The 17,738-nt window shown below is 35.7% G+C and carries 15 protein-coding genes and 1 riboswitch; of the genes, 13 read left to right on the top strand and 2 right to left on the bottom strand.

Features of this window, described 5'->3' with window-relative positions:
• The first annotated feature begins 58 nt into the window (after positions 1 to 58).
• The 8 genes from AC1DKZ_RS16020 to AC1DKZ_RS15985 all read left to right on the top strand — a co-directional run bounded on the left by AC1DKZ_RS16020 (position 59) and on the right by AC1DKZ_RS15985 (position 9,352).
• On the top strand, positions 59 to 1,510 hold the full coding sequence (locus tag AC1DKZ_RS16020) for an O-antigen ligase family protein (protein WP_002184482.1): 1,452 nt from the start codon (positions 59 to 61) through the stop codon (positions 1,508 to 1,510).
• 95 nt (positions 1,511 to 1,605) lie between these two features.
• The gene (locus tag AC1DKZ_RS16015) at positions 1,606 to 2,715 is read left to right on the top strand and encodes a glycosyltransferase family 4 protein (RefSeq protein WP_002089874.1); all 1,110 of its coding nucleotides are present in this window, start codon (positions 1,606 to 1,608) and stop codon (positions 2,713 to 2,715) included.
• A gap of 21 nt (positions 2,716 to 2,736) precedes the next feature.
• Positions 2,737 to 3,477 carry a WecB/TagA/CpsF family glycosyltransferase gene (locus tag AC1DKZ_RS16010; protein ID WP_002016406.1) on the top strand — a complete coding sequence of 247 codons (741 nt, stop codon included), beginning with the start codon at positions 2,737 to 2,739 and terminating at the stop codon, positions 3,475 to 3,477.
• Positions 3,478 to 3,630: 153 nt separating this feature from the next.
• Complete coding sequence (locus AC1DKZ_RS16005; protein ID WP_002016404.1) at positions 3,631 to 4,830, top strand: MFS transporter; 1,200 nt, start codon at positions 3,631 to 3,633, stop codon at positions 4,828 to 4,830.
• Positions 4,831 to 5,038: 208 nt separating this feature from the next.
• The gene (locus AC1DKZ_RS16000; RefSeq protein WP_476996571.1) at positions 5,039 to 5,755 is read left to right on the top strand and encodes a LytR/AlgR family response regulator transcription factor; all 717 of its coding nucleotides are present in this window, start codon (positions 5,039 to 5,041) and stop codon (positions 5,753 to 5,755) included.
• Positions 5,756 to 5,877: 122 nt separating this feature from the next.
• Entirely contained in the window at positions 5,878 to 7,953 is a 2,076-nt protein-coding gene (cstA, locus tag AC1DKZ_RS15995; protein WP_476996570.1) for a carbon starvation protein CstA, read from the top strand.
• Positions 7,946 to 8,149, top strand: coding sequence for a YbdD/YjiX family protein (locus AC1DKZ_RS15990; protein WP_002184484.1), 204 nt, complete (start codon positions 7,946 to 7,948; stop codon positions 8,147 to 8,149). Before cstA ends, AC1DKZ_RS15990 begins: the two co-directional genes overlap by 8 nt.
• 147 nt (positions 8,150 to 8,296) lie before the next feature.
• Positions 8,297 to 9,352, top strand: coding sequence for a diguanylate cyclase (locus AC1DKZ_RS15985; RefSeq protein WP_078213803.1), 1,056 nt, complete (start codon positions 8,297 to 8,299; stop codon positions 9,350 to 9,352).
• Between the two features lie 116 nt (positions 9,353 to 9,468).
• On the opposite strand, the gene pdxK is transcribed toward AC1DKZ_RS15985, so the two are convergent.
• Entirely contained in the window at positions 9,469 to 10,293 is an 825-nt protein-coding gene (gene pdxK / locus AC1DKZ_RS15980; protein ID WP_002016397.1) for a pyridoxine/pyridoxal/pyridoxamine kinase, read from the bottom strand.
• Positions 10,294 to 10,427: 134 nt separating this feature from the next.
• On the opposite strand from pdxK, the gene AC1DKZ_RS15975 reads away from it, so the two are divergent.
• From AC1DKZ_RS15975 to AC1DKZ_RS15965, 3 genes are all read left to right on the top strand, one after another.
• Complete coding sequence (locus tag AC1DKZ_RS15975) at positions 10,428 to 11,999, top strand: GAF domain-containing sensor histidine kinase (RefSeq protein ID WP_476996569.1); 1,572 nt, start codon at positions 10,428 to 10,430, stop codon at positions 11,997 to 11,999.
• Positions 12,000 to 12,019: 20 nt separating this feature from the next.
• Positions 12,020 to 12,667, top strand: a complete 648-nt coding sequence (locus AC1DKZ_RS15970) for a response regulator (protein WP_002016393.1) — start codon at positions 12,020 to 12,022, stop codon at positions 12,665 to 12,667.
• A 190-nt stretch (positions 12,668 to 12,857) separates the two neighbouring features.
• Positions 12,858 to 13,484, top strand: coding sequence for an FMN-dependent NADH-azoreductase (locus AC1DKZ_RS15965; RefSeq protein WP_476996568.1), 627 nt, complete (start codon positions 12,858 to 12,860; stop codon positions 13,482 to 13,484).
• A gap of 66 nt (positions 13,485 to 13,550) precedes the next feature.
• Here AC1DKZ_RS15965 and AC1DKZ_RS15960 read toward each other — a convergent pair whose 3' ends face one another.
• Positions 13,551 to 14,780 (bottom strand): chloride channel protein, encoded by a 1,230-nt coding sequence (locus AC1DKZ_RS15960; RefSeq protein WP_002184488.1) that lies wholly within the window; start codon positions 14,778 to 14,780, stop codon positions 13,551 to 13,553.
• Between the two features lie 316 nt (positions 14,781 to 15,096).
• A riboswitch (SAM riboswitch) is annotated at positions 15,097 to 15,201 on the top strand.
• 234 nt (positions 15,202 to 15,435) lie between these two features.
• Here AC1DKZ_RS15960 and AC1DKZ_RS15955 point away from each other — a divergent pair.
• Together AC1DKZ_RS15955 and metA are read left to right on the top strand one after the other, a co-directional pair.
• Positions 15,436 to 16,734: a bifunctional O-acetylhomoserine aminocarboxypropyltransferase/cysteine synthase gene (locus AC1DKZ_RS15955; protein WP_002184489.1), complete on the top strand. Its 1,299-nt coding sequence runs from the start codon at positions 15,436 to 15,438 to the stop codon at positions 16,732 to 16,734.
• Positions 16,718 to 17,623 (top strand): homoserine O-acetyltransferase MetA, encoded by a 906-nt coding sequence (gene metA / locus AC1DKZ_RS15950; protein ID WP_002184490.1) that lies wholly within the window; start codon positions 16,718 to 16,720, stop codon positions 17,621 to 17,623. The genes AC1DKZ_RS15955 and metA overlap by 17 nt, the downstream gene beginning before the upstream one ends.
• Positions 17,624 to 17,738: the final 115 nt, after the last annotated feature.

Below are 17,738 nucleotides of genomic sequence, written 5' to 3'. Positions count from 1 at the left end.
AAACAGTAGAAAACTATGATTAAAAGATAATGTGAAGATTTTGTATGGAGGTCTTGGAATGTTAGCAAATCAAGCTAGGGTTAGATTTGAGCATTTTTTGCTCTTTTTTATTATTTTACAGCCTGTTTTAGATTTATTAACGTCTCTTAGCATCGTTTTATTAAAGTCAAATGCCACTGTTGGAATTTTGGTAAGATTTCTTATTATGGCTGTTGGTGGTATTTACATTTTAATTCAGGCAAAAGAGAAGGAAAATAGGAAGTTTTTAATTTACTTAATACTATTAGCAGTAGTTTTAGGGATAGGGTTTATTAATAATAAACTAGTTAAGAATCCTATTGTACTTGGTGAAGAAGTTAAGTTTGTTGCGAAGGCATTATATATATATATCATGCTAGGATCATACATTTTAGCTTTAAAATCATTGAAAAAGAAAGTAAATATTAGTGACAAAGTCAGAAATAGTATTGTGTATTCAACATTAATCATTAACGCTATTATGGTTATTTCTATTTCGACATCTACAGACTTTGGTAGTTATCAATGGATGAAAGTGGGTTCCCGAGGGTGGTTCTATGCAGGTAATGAACTAGGGTCAATCTTAGCTATTATTTTCCCTATTGTGGTACTATATTCTATTCAAAAAACAAAGAGCGTGAAACACGTTTTATATTGGATTCCATCGCTTTTAATGATTTACTCGTTAATTCAAGTTGGTACGAAAGTAGGGATGGGCTCAATTGGTGCTACGTTAGCAGCAGTAATCGGGATTATCGTACTACAATTATTATTTGATAGAAGAAATCCAAACAAAATGTCTCTTGTACTTAATGGATTAATTGCTATTGTCCTATTGGCTGGTGTTGTTGGAACGTTTAAAATGACGCCATTAGCACAAAATATGGGTATTCATAACAACTATTTATCAGAACAAAATGTAGCGCAGCAAGGTCAAAAAGAAAAAGAAATTAAAGAGAAAATTAAAAAAGAAGAAAAACAACATAAAGTTGAGAAACCAGAAGAAAAGGCGAAGGTAGAAGCTGAAGTTAAGAAAGAGCTTGAGAAAGAGCAAAAGAAAGAAAATCAAGAAAATCTTATTTTCAGTGGACGTCAAGTATATGAAGAGAGACATAAGCAGTTCTTTAAAGAAGCGCCAACGTCACAAAAATTATTTGGAATGGGTTACGCAGGTAACTTTAAGTATAATGAACAAAAAGAGCCAGATCCGAAGCTAATCGAAATGGACTTCCATGATTGGTTTTATGATTTCGGAATTATTGGTTTTGCGTTAATGATGATTCCATTTATTTATTACGGCGTAAGAATCCTACTAGCATTTGTTACAAGATTTAAGGAAATATTTAATGTGAAATATGGAATGATTACAGCAAGCTTAGTATTAGCATTAGGTATTGCATATATTGCAGGACATATTTTGACAGCACCAGGAGTAGGGATTTACTTTGTAGTGGTGTTAGCTTGTCTAATTGTAGATTTAGAAATTGAATGATAAAAATAAAAGCTAACTTTTGTTAGCTTTTATTTTTTAGTACAGTAAAATAAAGATAGATGGAAATGTAGCGAGGATTTAAAGGAGGAAAAAATATGAGGATATTGCATATGAATGCAGGGGCAGAAGATGGTGGAGGAAAAACACATATTATTTCACTGCTCGATCAGTTTCCGGATGGTGAAGTAGAATTAGCAGTATTTGAAGATGGAATTGTTGCGAAAGAAGCAAGGGAGCTAGGAATAAAAGTTCATGTGTTTTCACAAAAATCTCGCTATGATTTATCCATTTTAAAGAACATAAGTGAATTCATTAATAAAGAAAAATTTGATGTAGTTCATACACACGGTCCTAGGGCGAATTTCTTTGTTTCTTTAATGAAGAAGAAATTCGCGGCAAAATGGGTTACGACAATTCATAGTGATCCATTTCAAGACTTTACTAAACAAGGCTTAAAAGGCTGGATTTTTACTAAATTAAATTTGAAAGCTTTAAAAAATATAGATTTATTTTTTGTTGTAACGAATAGGTTGAAAAAAAGCTTAGCCGCATTAGGTATTTCAAATGAAAAGATGCATGTTATCTATAACGGGATTGAATATGATCAGGAAAAAGCAGATGGCTATAATAAAAAGGAAATGTTTAATATTGATGAAGATGTGTTTACGGCAATCCAAGTAGCGCGTTTGCATCCTGTTAAAGGACATGAAGTTTTATTCGATGCGTTACAACAAACAAAATTGGAGAAAATTAAAGTGTTATTAGTTGGTGACGGGCCGTTAGAAAGAGAACTAAAGGCGTTAGCTACTGAAAAAGGGATTAATGATAAAGTTGAATTTTTAGGGCATCGTCAAGATGTGAAACAATTATTTGCTTCATCACATGTCAATTTGTTAACTTCCCATAGCGAAGGATTTCCATTAGTTTTATTAGAAGCGGCAAATCAACGTGTACCATCAATTGTGACTAGAGCTGGAGAAATCGAACCGTTAATTGCAGATGAAACTTATGGGTGGATTGTACCAACTGGTGATGGAAAAGCATTGGCATCGGCATTAGAAGAGGCCTATGATAAGTGGAAAACTGGAGAGTTATCAGTAATGGGCAAGCATATTTATGAGCATGCTACTATGAACTTCTCACTTCAAAAATTATATGAAGATACGAAAGAAACATATAAGCAATTAATAGCAAAAAACCTTTAATGATAGAGAGGATAGTTAATTATGGCAGTACAAACGGTTGATATTCTAGGTGTTCCTTTCTCTACAATGACAATGGATGAAACGGTCCAATATTTAAAGGAACAACTAGAATTGGAGCAAACTCATACTTTTCAGGTAGTAACAGCAAATCCTGAAATTGTTATGTGTGCAAAAAAGGATGAAGAGTTCCATAAAACATTACTAAATACCGATTTAATTACACCTGATGGTATTGGGGTTGTAAAAGCAAGTGGTATGCTTGGTACACCTGTAAAAGAACGTGTAGCAGGTTTTGATTTAATGTGTAATTTATTTGCGAAGTTATCAGAAGAGAATAAACCAGTATCTGTTTTCTTATTAGGTGCAAAACCACATGTTGTACAAGCCGCGGCTGATCATTTAACGAAGACATATTCGGCTGCATCTATCGTGGGGATACAAGATGGATATTTTAAACAAGAAGAAGAAGAGAATATTGTTTCACGTATTCAAGAGGCAAAACCAGATCTATTACTTGTTGCACTTGGCTTTCCAAGACAAGAAAACTTTATCCAAAACAATAAGCATCGTTTAGAAACGAAAATGGCTGTTGGAGTAGGCGGTAGTTTAGATGTGTGGGCTGGAGAGGTAAAACGTGCGCCAAAATGGATTCAATCTATTCATTTAGAGTGGTTTTACAGATTATGTAGTAATCCAACACGTTGGCGTCGTCAGTTAGTATTAGCTGAATTTTTAAAAGAAGTAATGCGTTCAAAAAAGTAGCGGAACATCGCTACTTTTTTATTTGTTTATTTTTGATAAACATTTTACTTTTTGGGAATGATGAAGGGGAATTTTTTATAAGAAAGTATTTTACTTATGCAATACACACATGTAAAATGATGTGTAAAGACACCTGTGTAAGGAGGACTTCTTGTGAGCAAGGTAAAAGAAATTTCGAAGCGAAAGCTACTTGGTATAGCAGGGCTTGGCTGGCTATTTGATGCAATGGATGTTGGAATGCTTTCATTTGTAATCGTAGCACTCCAAAAAGATTGGGGATTAAGTACTCAAGAAATGGGTTGGATAGGTAGCGTTAATTCAATTGGTATGGCAGTAGGAGCGCTCCTTTTTGGGATACTATCAGATAAAATAGGACGGAAATCAGTCTTTATTATTACATTATTACTATTTTCTATCGGTAGTGGTTTAACTGCTTTAACGACGACATTCGCGATGTTCCTCGTTTTACGCTTTTTAATTGGTATGGGACTTGGTGGGGAACTTCCAGTTGCATCTACTCTTGTATCAGAAAGTGTTGAAGCGCACGAACGTGGAAAAATAGTTGTACTATTAGAAAGCTTTTGGGCTGGTGGTTGGTTAATCGCAGCTCTTATCTCATATTTTGTTATTCCTAAATACGGTTGGGAAGTTGCTATGGTATTAAGTGCAGTTCCAGCGTTATATGCTTTATATTTAAGATGGAATTTACCCGATTCTCCAAGGTTCCAAAAGGTTGCAAAAAGGCCATCTGTTATTGAAAATATAAAATCGGTTTGGTCTGGAGAATATCGTAAAGCAACAATTATGTTATGGATTCTATGGTTTTGTGTGGTCTTTTCCTATTATGGAATGTTCCTTTGGTTACCTAGTGTAATGGTACTGAAAGGCTTTAGTTTAATAAAAAGTTTTCAGTACGTACTCATTATGACTTTAGCTCAACTTCCAGGATATTTCACAGCTGCATGGTTTATTGAACGTCTTGGTCGTAAATTTGTATTGGTTACGTATTTAATTGGTACAGCATGTAGTGCTTATGTGTTCGGAATTGCGGATTCATTAACAGCATTAATAGTGGCGGGTATGTTACTATCCTTCTTTAATTTAGGTGCTTGGGGTGCATTATACGCTTATACACCGGAACAGTATCCAACAACTATTCGCGGTACAGGTGCAGGAATGGCAGCTGCATTTGGGCGTATTGGTGGTATTCTTGGACCACTATTAGTAGGGTATTTAGTTGCTTCACAAGCTTCACTATCGCTAATATTTACGATTTTCTGTGGATCAATTTTAATTGGGGCACTTGCTGTAGTTATACTTGGTCAAGAAACGAAACAGAGGGAATTAGTATAAAGAGAAACCTTAATCAGTGGTGTTTTGTCCATCAACCACTGATTATTAGCCCGCACCAATCGGGATAAAAGAAAAGGGGAACCAAAGTGGTTTCCTTTTTTCTGTTTTTTTAGATAAATAATGGTATAGTAAGAAAAAGGGAATGTTTCTTACTAAAGCGAATGTATACAACAAGACATATGGACAAAGGAATTAGGTGGCTGGATAAATGAAAATCTTACTTATCATGGAAGAAACAGAAGAGCGAAGAAAATTAGTTGAGAACTTTACTGAAAACATTCGAAATGTAGAATGTTTTGAAGCGAAAACTGGAACAGAATCTTTGCTAATAATGAAAAAACATACACCTGATTTTGTTTTTTTAAATTCGCAATTAATGGATGGTACCGGTTTTGAATATTCGAGTTTGTTACGAGAAGTGAATTGTTATACGAAATTTATTTTTATTGGTGAGGATATAGAAGGGGCAATTACAGCTTTTCGTTTCCAAGCGTTTTATTATTTATTACGACCATTTCGTGAAGAAGATTTACAATTCATTTTATATAAAATGGGAAAAGAACAAGGTGAGAAAGCAAAGAGTCATCTGCGTAAACTGCCGATAGAAGGCCATGAGGGGATTAGATATATTCTCCCGGAGGATATTGTATATATTAGTAAAAATAAGGAAAATAAAACCGTTTCAATTTATACAACGAATAATCAGTATATTTCAACATACACACTCCAGGAATTAGAAAATAAACTAAATGCATATGATTTTTTACGTGTACATAAAAGCTATTTAATTAATATGTCATATGTACAAGAACTTAAACCTTATTATAATGGCACGTATAATTTGCATTTAGACAGGTACGATGAGCAACCGATTCCAGTAAGCCGTAATTATGTAAAACGGCTTCGAAATAAAATTGAGCTATGACAAGTAATGAGAGAATTTTAACATAATAGCCTAGAAATCCTTCATGATAAGGAGGATTCAAATTAAATATTCAGAAAATTTAGTACAATCTCCTCTAAGAAGTAGTAATGGGGGGATTGTACGTGAAAACATTGAAATCAATTTTACTTTGGGGAGTTATTGCAGCGGTAGGAGCATCTGCTTTTGGTGTAATAGCTTTATCACAAGGTGAGACAATTAATGCTGTATGGCTATTAGTTGCTGCTGTATCAGTGTATGCGATTGCTTATCGCTTTTATAGTAGATTTATAGCAAGGAAAGTTTTTGGCCTAGATAATAATAGGCAAACGCCTGCCCATACGTTAAATGATGGGAAGGATTATGTTCCAACAAATAAATGGGTTTTATTCGGACATCACTTCGCTGCGATTGCAGGGGCGGGTCCTTTAGTAGGACCAATTTTGGCGGCGCAGATGGGGTATTTACCTGGAACTATTTGGATTATCGTTGGGGTAGTTATTGCCGGAGCTGTACAAGATTTTGTAATTTTATTTGCTTCAATGAGACGTAATGGTAAATCATTAGGAGAAATGATTAAAGATGAAATTGGTCCTGTTACAGGATTAATTGCGATGATTGGTATTTTAGGTATTATGATAATTTTATTAGCAGTATTAGCTTTAGTAGTTGTGAAGGCACTTGTTGGAAGCCCATGGGGAATGTTTACAATCGCAGCAACAATTCCAATTGCTATTTTAATGGGAGTTTACATGCGTTACATTAGACCAGGGCGAGTAGGGGAAGGATCAGTAATCGGTATTGTTCTACTAGTTCTATCGCTTATTGGTGGACAGTATGTAGCAGAAAATCCAACACTTGCAAGTATGTTTACTTTTAGTGGTGAAACAATTGCTATTATGCTTATCGTATATGGATTCATTGCATCGGCATTACCAGTTTGGATGCTCCTTGCACCACGTGATTATTTAAGTACATTTTTAAAAATAGGAACGATACTTGGATTAGCAATTGGTATTTTAATTGTAGCTCCAGATTTGAAGATGCCGGCAGTATCTAAGTTTATTGATGGAACAGGCCCTGTCTTCTCCGGGAATTTATTTCCGTTCTTATTTATTACAATAGCTTGCGGTGCTGTCTCTGGATTCCACGCTCTCGTTTCATCAGGTACGACGCCGAAAATGATTGAGCAAGAAGGTCATGCACAGCCAATTGGTTATGGGGCAATGTTAATGGAATCATTTGTAGCAGCGATGGCTATGATTGCAGCTTGTGTATTAACACCAGGAACTTATTTTGCAATTAATAGTCCAGCAGCACTGATCGGAACAGATGTATCACAAGYGGCTCAAGTTATTTCTTCGTGGGGATTTGCTATTACACCGAATGAATTAAAAGAACTTGCTGTTAACGTCGGAGAACAGACCATTTTATCACGTACAGGTGGCGCACCAACATTAGCAATTGGTATGGCACATATATTTTCACAAGTAATAGGTGGAACGGCGATGATGGCATTTTGGTACCATTTTGCCATTCTTTTTGAAGCACTATTTATTTTAACAACGATTGATGCTGGAACACGCGTAGGACGATTTATGATTCAAGATATTTTAGGGCATGTGTACAAGCCGTTTGCGAAAACAGATTCCACAATAGCGAATGTGGTTGCTACAACGTTATGCGTATTAGGCTGGGGGTACTTCTTATATCAAGGGGTGGTTGACCCTCTCGGTGGAATTAATACGCTATGGCCACTTTTCGGTATTGCAAATCAAATGTTAGCGGGGATTGCACTATTACTTGGAACGACAATTTTATTCAAAATGGGGAAAAAGGCATACGTTTGGGTAACGCTTATTCCGACTATAGGATTACTTATTGTAACGATGACAGCCGGTTATCAAAAGTTATTTCATGAAAATCCTAAAATAGGATTTCTATCACATGCGAAAGTATTTCAGGGAGCATTAGATGATGGTAAGGTATTAGCTCCAGCTAAAAATGTTGAGCAAATGAAACAAATTATTTTTAATGACTATATTGATGCGGCACTTTGTGGAATTTTTATGATAGTTGTAATTGCTGTATTAATTTCTGCACTTCGAATTTGGATTCAAGTATTAAGAAATAAGCCAATGCCGTTAAAAGAGGCACCATATATTCCAAAAGATGAAAGTGAGTCGAGGAACTATGCTTAAAAATTTACGGAACGTATGGGGAAAGAGAAAGCAATTTATTAGTTTACTTGTCGGAGTTCCAAGTTATGAAACGTATGTAAATCACATGAAATTACATCATCCAGAAGAGAAAATTTTATGTCAAAAGCAATTTTTTGCTGAGGCACAAGAAGCTAGATTTAATGCAAAAGGCGGAAAGATATCGCGATGTTGTTAATGGAGGAGACGAAATTTCGTCTCCTTTTTTATTTTGCTGTTCCACGTGGAACAATATAATAAAAAAGTTTGGGAATTATAGGGATTTCGTAATGAAATAACATATAGAAAGGGATAGATGGAAAAGAAAAAGTAGGGAGATTATTTTATGTTTAGAGATCTATTTGTAAATATGACAATCATTCTGTCCTTTATCTTTGTAGGTGCTCAGCTTTTAAGAGATAAGCCATTAAAAGAAGGATTCTCTTTTTGGCAGAAATGTTTGGTCGGTATTTTAACTGGAATATTAAGTATATTATTGATGCATTTTGGTGTGCATATTGAAGATATTATGTTGGATTTACGTTATTTAGCTGTTGTTTTGGCGATTATAATCGGTGGCCCGATAGCTAGTAGTATAACAGTTATGATCACTTTAATAACACGGGTATTTTTTACTGAATATTCTTTAGCCTCTGAATTGGCCTGCTATACTATCGTGGCAATAGGGATTGGCATTACTCTCATTTGGCGGATGAAGATTTCTATATTTACAAAATGGATATGGTTTAATGTGTACAGTTTGTCTATTTTAATACTACCACTTTATATTTTATTTAAGGATATATATGTAGTGGTATTATATTTAATTTGTTGTATTGTAGCGGCATACATCACATTTGTAAGTGCAAGTTACGTATTGCAATCCAATGAATTATTTCAAACGATGAAGCATTATGCAACGATAGATGCATTAACGAATCTAGGAAATGTAAGACAGTTTGATTTCGAGATGAATCGTCATATTGGTAGCAAGCATATGAAAAATGATTCACTTTGTTTATTACTTATAGATATTGATCACTTTAAGTATGTAAATGATACGTACGGTCATCCTGCTGGAGATGAAGTGTTAAAACAACTAGGGCGTATTTTGTTAGAAAATGCACCATTCCCAAATTTAGTCTTTCGAAAGGGTGGCGAAGAGTTTGCTCTGTTGTTACCGAAAAAAAGGGTAGCATTTGGAACTCGTATAGGGGAACAAATTCGACTAGCAGTTGAAAAGCATTCATTTCAACTGCAAAATGGGGAAAAAATTAAAATTACAGTTTCTGTGGGGCTTTCAGAATATAAAAAATCACCTGAGCAATTTATTCAATCAGCGGATGATGCGTTATATTATTCAAAAAGAAATGGTAGAAACAAGGTTAGTTCAGCATCATAGGAATTCGGGGAGTACTTTAAAAGATTTCTGTAAAGTAATTAAAACCCACAGAACAATAAATGTTCTGTGGGTTTTAATCTATTTTTAAATTTATGAATAAAAAGCTTTATGTTAGATTAGACAAGTTCTTTCGGTGCAACGAATTTGCGGTATGCACCGTGATGTGTTGGTCCTACATATTCGTTAATCTTAAATGAATGACGAATTGCAGCTGTGATGAATTCTTTCGCAGTTTTTACTGCTTCTTTCACCGTTTTTCCTTTTGCAAGTTCTGCTGTAATTGCAGCAGAATATGTACAACCTGCACCGTGTGTATTTGTCGTATCAATCTTTTCTGATTCTAGAAGATCGAATGTTTCGCCGTCATATAACACATCAATAGCAGTTTCTGTGCCTAGTTTGCTACCACCTTTAATCAGTACGTATTTAGCACCTAAAGCATGGATTTTTTTTGCAGCTTCTTTCATGTCCTCAAGAGAATTAATTTTCACACCACTTAATTGATATGCTTCAAATAAGTTTGGCGTTACGACTAATGCCTTTGGAACAAGAACGTCACGTAAGCAGTCATTTGTTTCAGGATGTAACGCTTCATCCGCTCCTTTACATACCATAACAGGATCAACTACTACATTTTCGAAATTGTGCTTTTCAATTGTTTCCGCAACCATTTCGATAATTTCTACTGATCCAAGCATACCCGTTTTTAAAGCATCTACGCCAACGCCTTCAATTGTCGTTTCTAATTGTGGTTTTAATGTAGAAGCTGGGATTGGGAATACGTTATGTGCCCAACCGTTATGTGGATCCATCGTTACGATTGTCGTAAGAGACGTCATTCCGTATACACCAAGTTCTTGGAATGTTTTTAAATCTGCTTGTATACCAGCACCGCCACTTGTGTCAGAACCAGCGATAGTAAGTGCCTTATTCAATGTCATTATGAAAGCCCCCTCAAGTGATATAATGAAAACTATGTTTTCACCATTATATCAATGTTACGAATAAGTACAAAGTGAAAAGTAGATGATTTATGTTAAGTACTATTTAAAATCTTGTATGTAGGAGACGAATTATGTTTCAAGAGAATCGTACAAATGAATTAGTTATATTAAAAGAGATTGCAGAAACATTGAATACCTCAAATGATACATATCACGTACTTCAAGCTGTGCTGGAAAAGCTGTTGAATGTAACTGGTTTAACGACAGGATGGATTTTCCTTGCGGATGAAAATGGTAGATATACAAAATTAATTGATTACCAATTACCAGAGGGATTGAAATTCGAAAATAAACGACCGATGTGTGAGGGGAATTGCTGGTGCTTACACCGCTTTGTGGAAGGAAAACTAGAGCGAGCAGTTAATATTATTGAATGTAAGAGAATTAATAATGCGATTGAATACAACTGGGGAGATACAGAAGGGATTGTACATCATGCGACAGTACCGCTAAAAGCGGGAGAAGATGAATTTGGCGTGTTAAATGTAGCTAGCCCAGGCAAAACGCATTTTTCGGAAGAAGAATTAGTACTATTACAATCAGTTGCCTTTCAAATTGGAACGGCATTAAAGCGTACAAAACTGTATGAAAATGAAAAGAGAAGAGCTCATTATTATGTAAAGTTAGAACGCTTTATTCAAGATTTAAGGACAATTCATAAATTTAATGCATTACCAGAAGAGATTGTAATGCAAATAGGGAGCTTATTTCTATGGGAGCAAGTTGTATTCTTTATTAGAGAAGAAAATGGACTAGCTGTGAGAGCTTCTTATAAGAAAGGTGAACTACAAGATGATTTGAGGGCAGCAGCACAGGAAGCGTTGGAAAAAGAAGAGTCTGTCTTGTCAAAGCGTCAGGTTGGGAATATAGAGCATCCCAATAGGGCAGTTATCGCTATTCCGATACATATTCAAGATCATATATTTGGAGTATTAAGTGTAAGTTCTAATAATGGAGAATTTGATATAAATACGATAGATGTAGTACAAGCGTTAGCAAATCATATTTCATTAATGATAGAGAACTTAAGATTAAATGAAAAACGCCGCGAACTTGTACGAATGGAAGAGCGTAATCGTTTAGCTAGAGATTTACATGATTCTGTTTCACAAAAGTTGTTTTCATTAACGTTTATGACGAAAGGCGCTGAAGCTGTCTTAAAGGGTCAAAATGAAAAGGTAGATCAGTCTTTGTATGAGATGCGTGAATTAGCACAAGGTGCCTTAAAAGAAATGAGGACATTAATTTGGCAGCTCCGTCCGGCTGGATTAGAGAAAGGGTTATTACCAGCTTTAAAGCAATATGGTGAAAGTTTAGGATTGAAAATTCGGGAACAAGTTACAGGTGTACGTGATTTGCCGCGTGTAGTAGAAGAAGCGCTATGGCGAATTGGACAAGAAGCTTTAAATAACGTAAGTAAGCATGCGAATGTAAGAGAAGCGACGATTTATTTCAAAGTGACGGAGAAAAATGTATCATTAGAAATAGTCGATCAAGGAAATGGGTTTGTAGAAAAGGATATAAAAGAGAAGAAATCACTCGGTATGACTACGATGCGTGAAAGAGTAGAATTAGTTGGTGGAACAATTAAAATTGTAAGTAGTAAGAAACGAACGAGTATAAAAGTAAATGTACCATTATGATGTGAAAATGAGGGAAGTTTGTGAAAATAAAAGTATTGTTAGTTGATGATCATACAGTTGTTTTAAAAGGATTAGCATTTTTTCTAAGCACACAGGAAGATTTTGAATTAGTTGGTGAAGCAAATAATGGGAAAGAGGCGCTAGTGAAAGTAGGCGAAACAAGTCCAGATGTCGTATTAATGGATTTATATATGCCTGAGATGGATGGAATTGAGGCAACAGCTTGTATTAAAAAAGAATATCCAAACGTGAAAGTAATTGTATTGACTAGTTTCTCTGATCAAGCTCATGTATTGCCGGCACTAAAAGCTGGGGCGAGCGGTTATATTTTAAAAGATATCGAACCAGATCAGCTTGTTGAAGCTATTCGAAGCGCGTATAAAGGTAATATTCAATTACATCCAGATATAGCAAATGCCCTTCTTTCTCAAACATTACCACAGGAAGAGAAAGAAGAAGAACCTTCCGTTCAAGTGGATGTATTAACAGCGAGAGAAAATGAAGTATTGCAGTTATTGGCGAAAGGGATGAGTAATAAAGAAATTGCTTCTGTTTTAGTTATTACAGAAAAAACGGTAAAAGCTCATATGAGTAGTATTTTGAGTAAGTTACATTTATCCGATCGCACACAAGCAGCATTATATGCAGTGAAAAATGGAATCGTATAAGACAAAAGTCGTAAGACCTAGTTCGCCTTTAGAAGGTGGACTTTTTTTATGGAAAAATACGTCTATGTGAGGACGTAATTGTTTTGATATAAAGATAAAATGTATTTGTAAGCAACAATAATTATAAGGGAGTACCCTTTTTCGTAAGTGATATATAACAACATAAGAGTGAGTAGTAGGAGGAAAAACAATGGCAACAGTTTTATTTGTAAAAGCAAACAACCGCCCAGCGGAACAAGCAGTTAGTGTGAAATTATACGAGGCATTTTTAGCAAACTATAAAGAAGCGCATCCAAATGATACAGTGGTAGAACTTGATTTATATAAAGAAGAATTACCATATGTAGGCGTAGATATGATTAATGGTACATTCAAAGCAGGTAGAGGATTTGATTTAACAGAAGAAGAAGCAAAAGTGGTAGCAGTTGCTGATAAGTATTTAAATCAATTCTTAGAAGCTGATAAAGTAGTTTTCGGTTTCCCATTATGGAACTTAACGATTCCGGCCGTATTACACACGTATATTGATTATTTAAACCGTGCTGGTAAAACGTTTAAATATACAACAGAAGGTCCAGTTGGGCTTATTGGAGATAAGAAGATTGCATTATTAAATGCACGCGGCGGCGTATATTCTGAAGGACCAGCAGCTGAAATGGAAATGGCTGTAAAATATGTAGCGAGCATGATGGGCTTCTTCGGTGCAACAAACATGGAAACGGTAATTATCGAGGGACATAACCAATTCCCAGATAAAGCAGAAGAAATCATTACTGCAGGTCTTGAAGAAGCAGCTAAAGTAGCAAGCAAATTTTAATTAAAATTATAATCGCCACTCGAAAAAACAGCATTAACATTTACATGTTAATGCTGTTTTTTTATATTAATTTGTAGTTTCGTTATGTTTAGGAAGCGGAAATGCATTCCCAATCGCGGCTGCCCCGAGCATCGGTAATAATAAATTGAGCGGGAAAAACATGAGTAATAGTAATGTTATAGCTATTGGTTTTCTTAATGCATAGCTTGAAATAGCTGTCGTGACGATGGCTACAGAAGCTATTGGATCTATAGGGATAATAGAAGCTATAGCATATCCGATACTTGATCCAGCAAATATAATTGGGAAAATATGTCCGCCGCGCCAACCCGTATTTAAACAAACGGCAGTAATACATAATTTTAAAATTCCTGAAAGAAGTAGTACCCAGAAGGATAAATGGCTCCATTCAACGACTAAATCTTTTAATTGATGTTCCCCTGAGAATAACGTGTAAGGAAGAAAAGTTCCTGTAATTCCTAATAAAATACCGCCTATAATTCCAAGTGATACCTTGTATTCTTTGAAGGGGTGGATTAATTTCTCTAATGTGAATTCTAATTTGAAATAAAAGAAACCAACTATAGCACCAATGCTAGCAAGTGGTAGAAAGGCGATCCATTCATTAAGAGCAAGAGACCCTTCCCCAAAATCAACAATAAAGGATCCACGATTATCGAGTTTACTAAGCAATAAGTAAACGGAAAAACCGGCAAAAGTGGTAGCTAAATATACAATTGCTTTTTTTCCTTTCGAAAATTCATTAATTTGTTCACCCTCATTTTCATTCGGAGCTAAATAACCGAATAATGGTGCATTAAAAATAACACTTAAAGTGGCACCAATTCCAACCTCTGTTAGTTCATTCATTCCCTTTAAAGCAAATTTAAAGCGATCTCCTACCCATGTACAAAGTCCACCGATAATTCCAACAAGTGCAGCTTCTGGTCCTAAACTTGCTCCAAATATTAAAACGATAATCGCAGTTAAAGTAGCTTTATGTACAAAACGGTATTCAATTCTACCTGTTTTTTTATATTCAGCCATCACTTCGGGCATAAGACGTGGATATGTACCGAAGTATTTTTGTGTTAAACCAACGAGGATACCACCGATGATTGTTACACAAATGGTGTAATAAGGGGGAGAAGAGAAAAGAGTAGGTAAGTATCCCCAAATAAAGTGAATTCCGATATTTATTGTGACTAAAAATGACCAGACCGTGACTCCGACTATAGAGCCTAAAAGAATGCCATATAGGACGAGTATATGGTGCATGTCCTTTTTATTTGTCATGTTGTACCTCCGTTATGTAAATTTTCATGTAGAAAGGATTAAATATGCTAGTGTGAATTGAATATATATATAGTATCTTTTTGAGGGGGTGGCTTATTCAATATATCGGGATCTCATGAAAATTTGAAACCAACGCGGTTAAACCACTTATTTAATTCTATATATGGATTGGAGTTTTTAAAAGGTCTTTTTCAAATGAATATGGAATATATTTCTTTTATTGTTTGTATTAAATTCCTTGCATTTAATTTAGAACATTCAGAAAAACTATTTGACATCAGGAAATTATTGCTATAAAATCAACGGTAATTGCATAGTCTTATCAAGAAAAGGTGGAGGGACAGGCCCGATGAAACCTTGGCAACAGCCGTATAACGGAATTGTGCCAAATCCTGCAGGTGATAATCCTGAGAGATAAGAAAGAGCCTTAGAGCGTGTTTTCAAACTGCTCCTTTCTTGTTTTCAGGGAAGGGGCAGTTTTTTATTTTGGATAAAGTGAAACTTTAATCAGTGGGGGTTTTGTCCCTCCCCCGCTAATTATTAGCCTTCATCAATCGGGCAGTTATCTCCCACCTAACTTCCTCGCATTTGCTGAATTTGGAGGTGGGAGTCTTACTGCCCGCAAATAGCGGGATAAAAGAAAGGAGAATGAGAGATGGGAGAATCATGGGGGAAAGGAACGATTTGTGTGCAAGGTGGCTATTCGCCAAAAAATGGTGAGACGCGTGTTTTGCCACTTTATCAAAGTACAACGTATAAATATGATACGTCAGATGATTTAGCAGCACTATTTAATTTAGAGGCAGAAGGATATATATATACGCGTATTGGAAATCCTACTCTAGCTGCATTTGAGCAGAAGTTATCAGATTTAGAAGGTGGTGTAGGGGCTGTTGCAACAGCTTCTGGGCAGGCAGCCATTATGCTTGCGGTTTTAAATATTTGCAGTAGTGGAGACCATTTACTTTGTTCTTCAACTGTTTACGGAGGAACGTTTAATTTATTTGGAGTGAGTTTGCGAAAGCTGGGCATAGATGTTACGTTCTTTAATCCTAATTTAACGGCAGATGAAATTGCGGCACTTGCTAATGATAAGACAAAACTCGTTTATGCAGAGTCGTTAGGAAATCCAGCAATGAACGTTTTGAATTTCAAAGAACTTTCAGCGGCAGCAAAAGAATTAGAAGTACCTTTTATCGTTGATAATACATTGGCGACGCCTTATTTATGCCAGGCGTTTGAACATGGGGCAAATATCATTGTCCATTCTACAACGAAATATATTGATGGCCATGCAAGTTCTCTAGGTGGGATTGTAATAGATGGAGGGAACTTCGATTGGACAAATGGAAAATACCCTGAGCTTGTCGAGCCTGACCCGAGTTATCATGGCGTAAGCTATGTTCAAAATTTTGGAGCAGCAGCGTATATTGTGAAAGCACGCGTTCAGTTATTAAGAGACTACGGAAACTGTATGAGCCCATTCAATGCATATATTAGCAACATTGGCCTTGAAACATTGCATTTACGAATGGAGCGTCATAGTGAAAATGCTCTCGAAGTTGCTAAGTGGCTTGCTAATCATGATCGCATTGAATGGGTGAATTATCCTGGATTAGATAGTAATGAAAATTATTCGTTAGCACAAAAGTATTTGAAAAAAGGTGCTAGTGGAGTTTTAACATTTGGTATTAAGGGCGGATTAGAAGCAGCGAAAGAATTTATCGCAAATGTAAAGCTTGCAACTCTTGTAACGCATGTAGCTGATGCAAGAACTTGTGTAATACATCCTGCTAGTACGACGCACAGACAATTAAGCGCAGAAAATCAGCGTTTAGCTGGCGTTACATCTGATTTAATCCGTTTATCGGTCGGTATAGAAGATGTTTCTGATATTATTGCAGATTTAGAAGCGGCGCTAGTCGGAGGCAAACAACATGCCGATCATAATTGATAAAGATTTACCAGCTCGCAAAGTATTGCAGAAGGAAAATATTTTTGTAATGACGAAGGAGCGAGCAGTAACACAAGATATACGTGCTTTGAAAATTGCTATATTAAATTTAATGCCTACAAAACAAGAAACAGAGGCGCAATTACTTCGTTTAATTGGAAATACACCGTTGCAATTAGATGTTCATTTACTTCATATGGAATCGCATCTGTCTCGCAATGTAGCGCAGGATCATTTAACGAGCTTCTATAAAACATTCCGTGATATTGAGAATGAAAAATTTGATGGACTCATTATTACAGGAGCACCAGTTGAAACTCTTTCTTTTGAAGAAGTAGATTATTGGGAAGAGCTTGGACGTATTATGGAGTATTCAAAAACGAATGTAACATCTACGCTTCATATTTGCTGGGGGGCACAAGCTGGTTTGTATTACCACTATGGTGTGCCGAAGTATCCTCTTGCGGAAAAAATGTTTGGTGTATTTGAACATGAGGTTCGCGAGCAACATGTGAAATTGTTACAAGGGTTTGATGAAGTGTTTTTTGCTCCGCATTCTCGTCATACAGAAGTACGAGAGAGCGATATTGAAGAAGTGAAAGAATTAACGTTATTAGCCAATTCTGAAGAAGCAGGCGTTCATCTTGCTATTGGGCAAGAGGGAAGGCAAGTTTTCGCACTCGGACATAGTGAATACAGTTGTGATACGTTAAAGCAAGAATACGAACGGGACTGCCAAAAAGGGTTAAATATTGATGTGCCAAAAAATTATTTTAAACATAATAATCCAAATGAGGAGCCAATTGTTAGGTGGAGGAGTCATGGGAATTTATTATTCTCCAATTGGCTGAATTATTACGTGTATCAAGAAACCCCTTATATATTGTAAATGATTGTATAACACGTGGTAGCGTTTTATTTGTAAAGATTAACCTTTATTTTTCTCAATATTCAAAATACATTGTTTTTCATATTTTTTGTCTATATAATGGCATCTAAACACA

This window comes from Bacillus sp. 05T21 (assembly GCF_056396785.1).
Note: the sequence above shows the minus strand (reverse complement) of the source record. Positions and strands in the feature narration are given on the sequence as shown.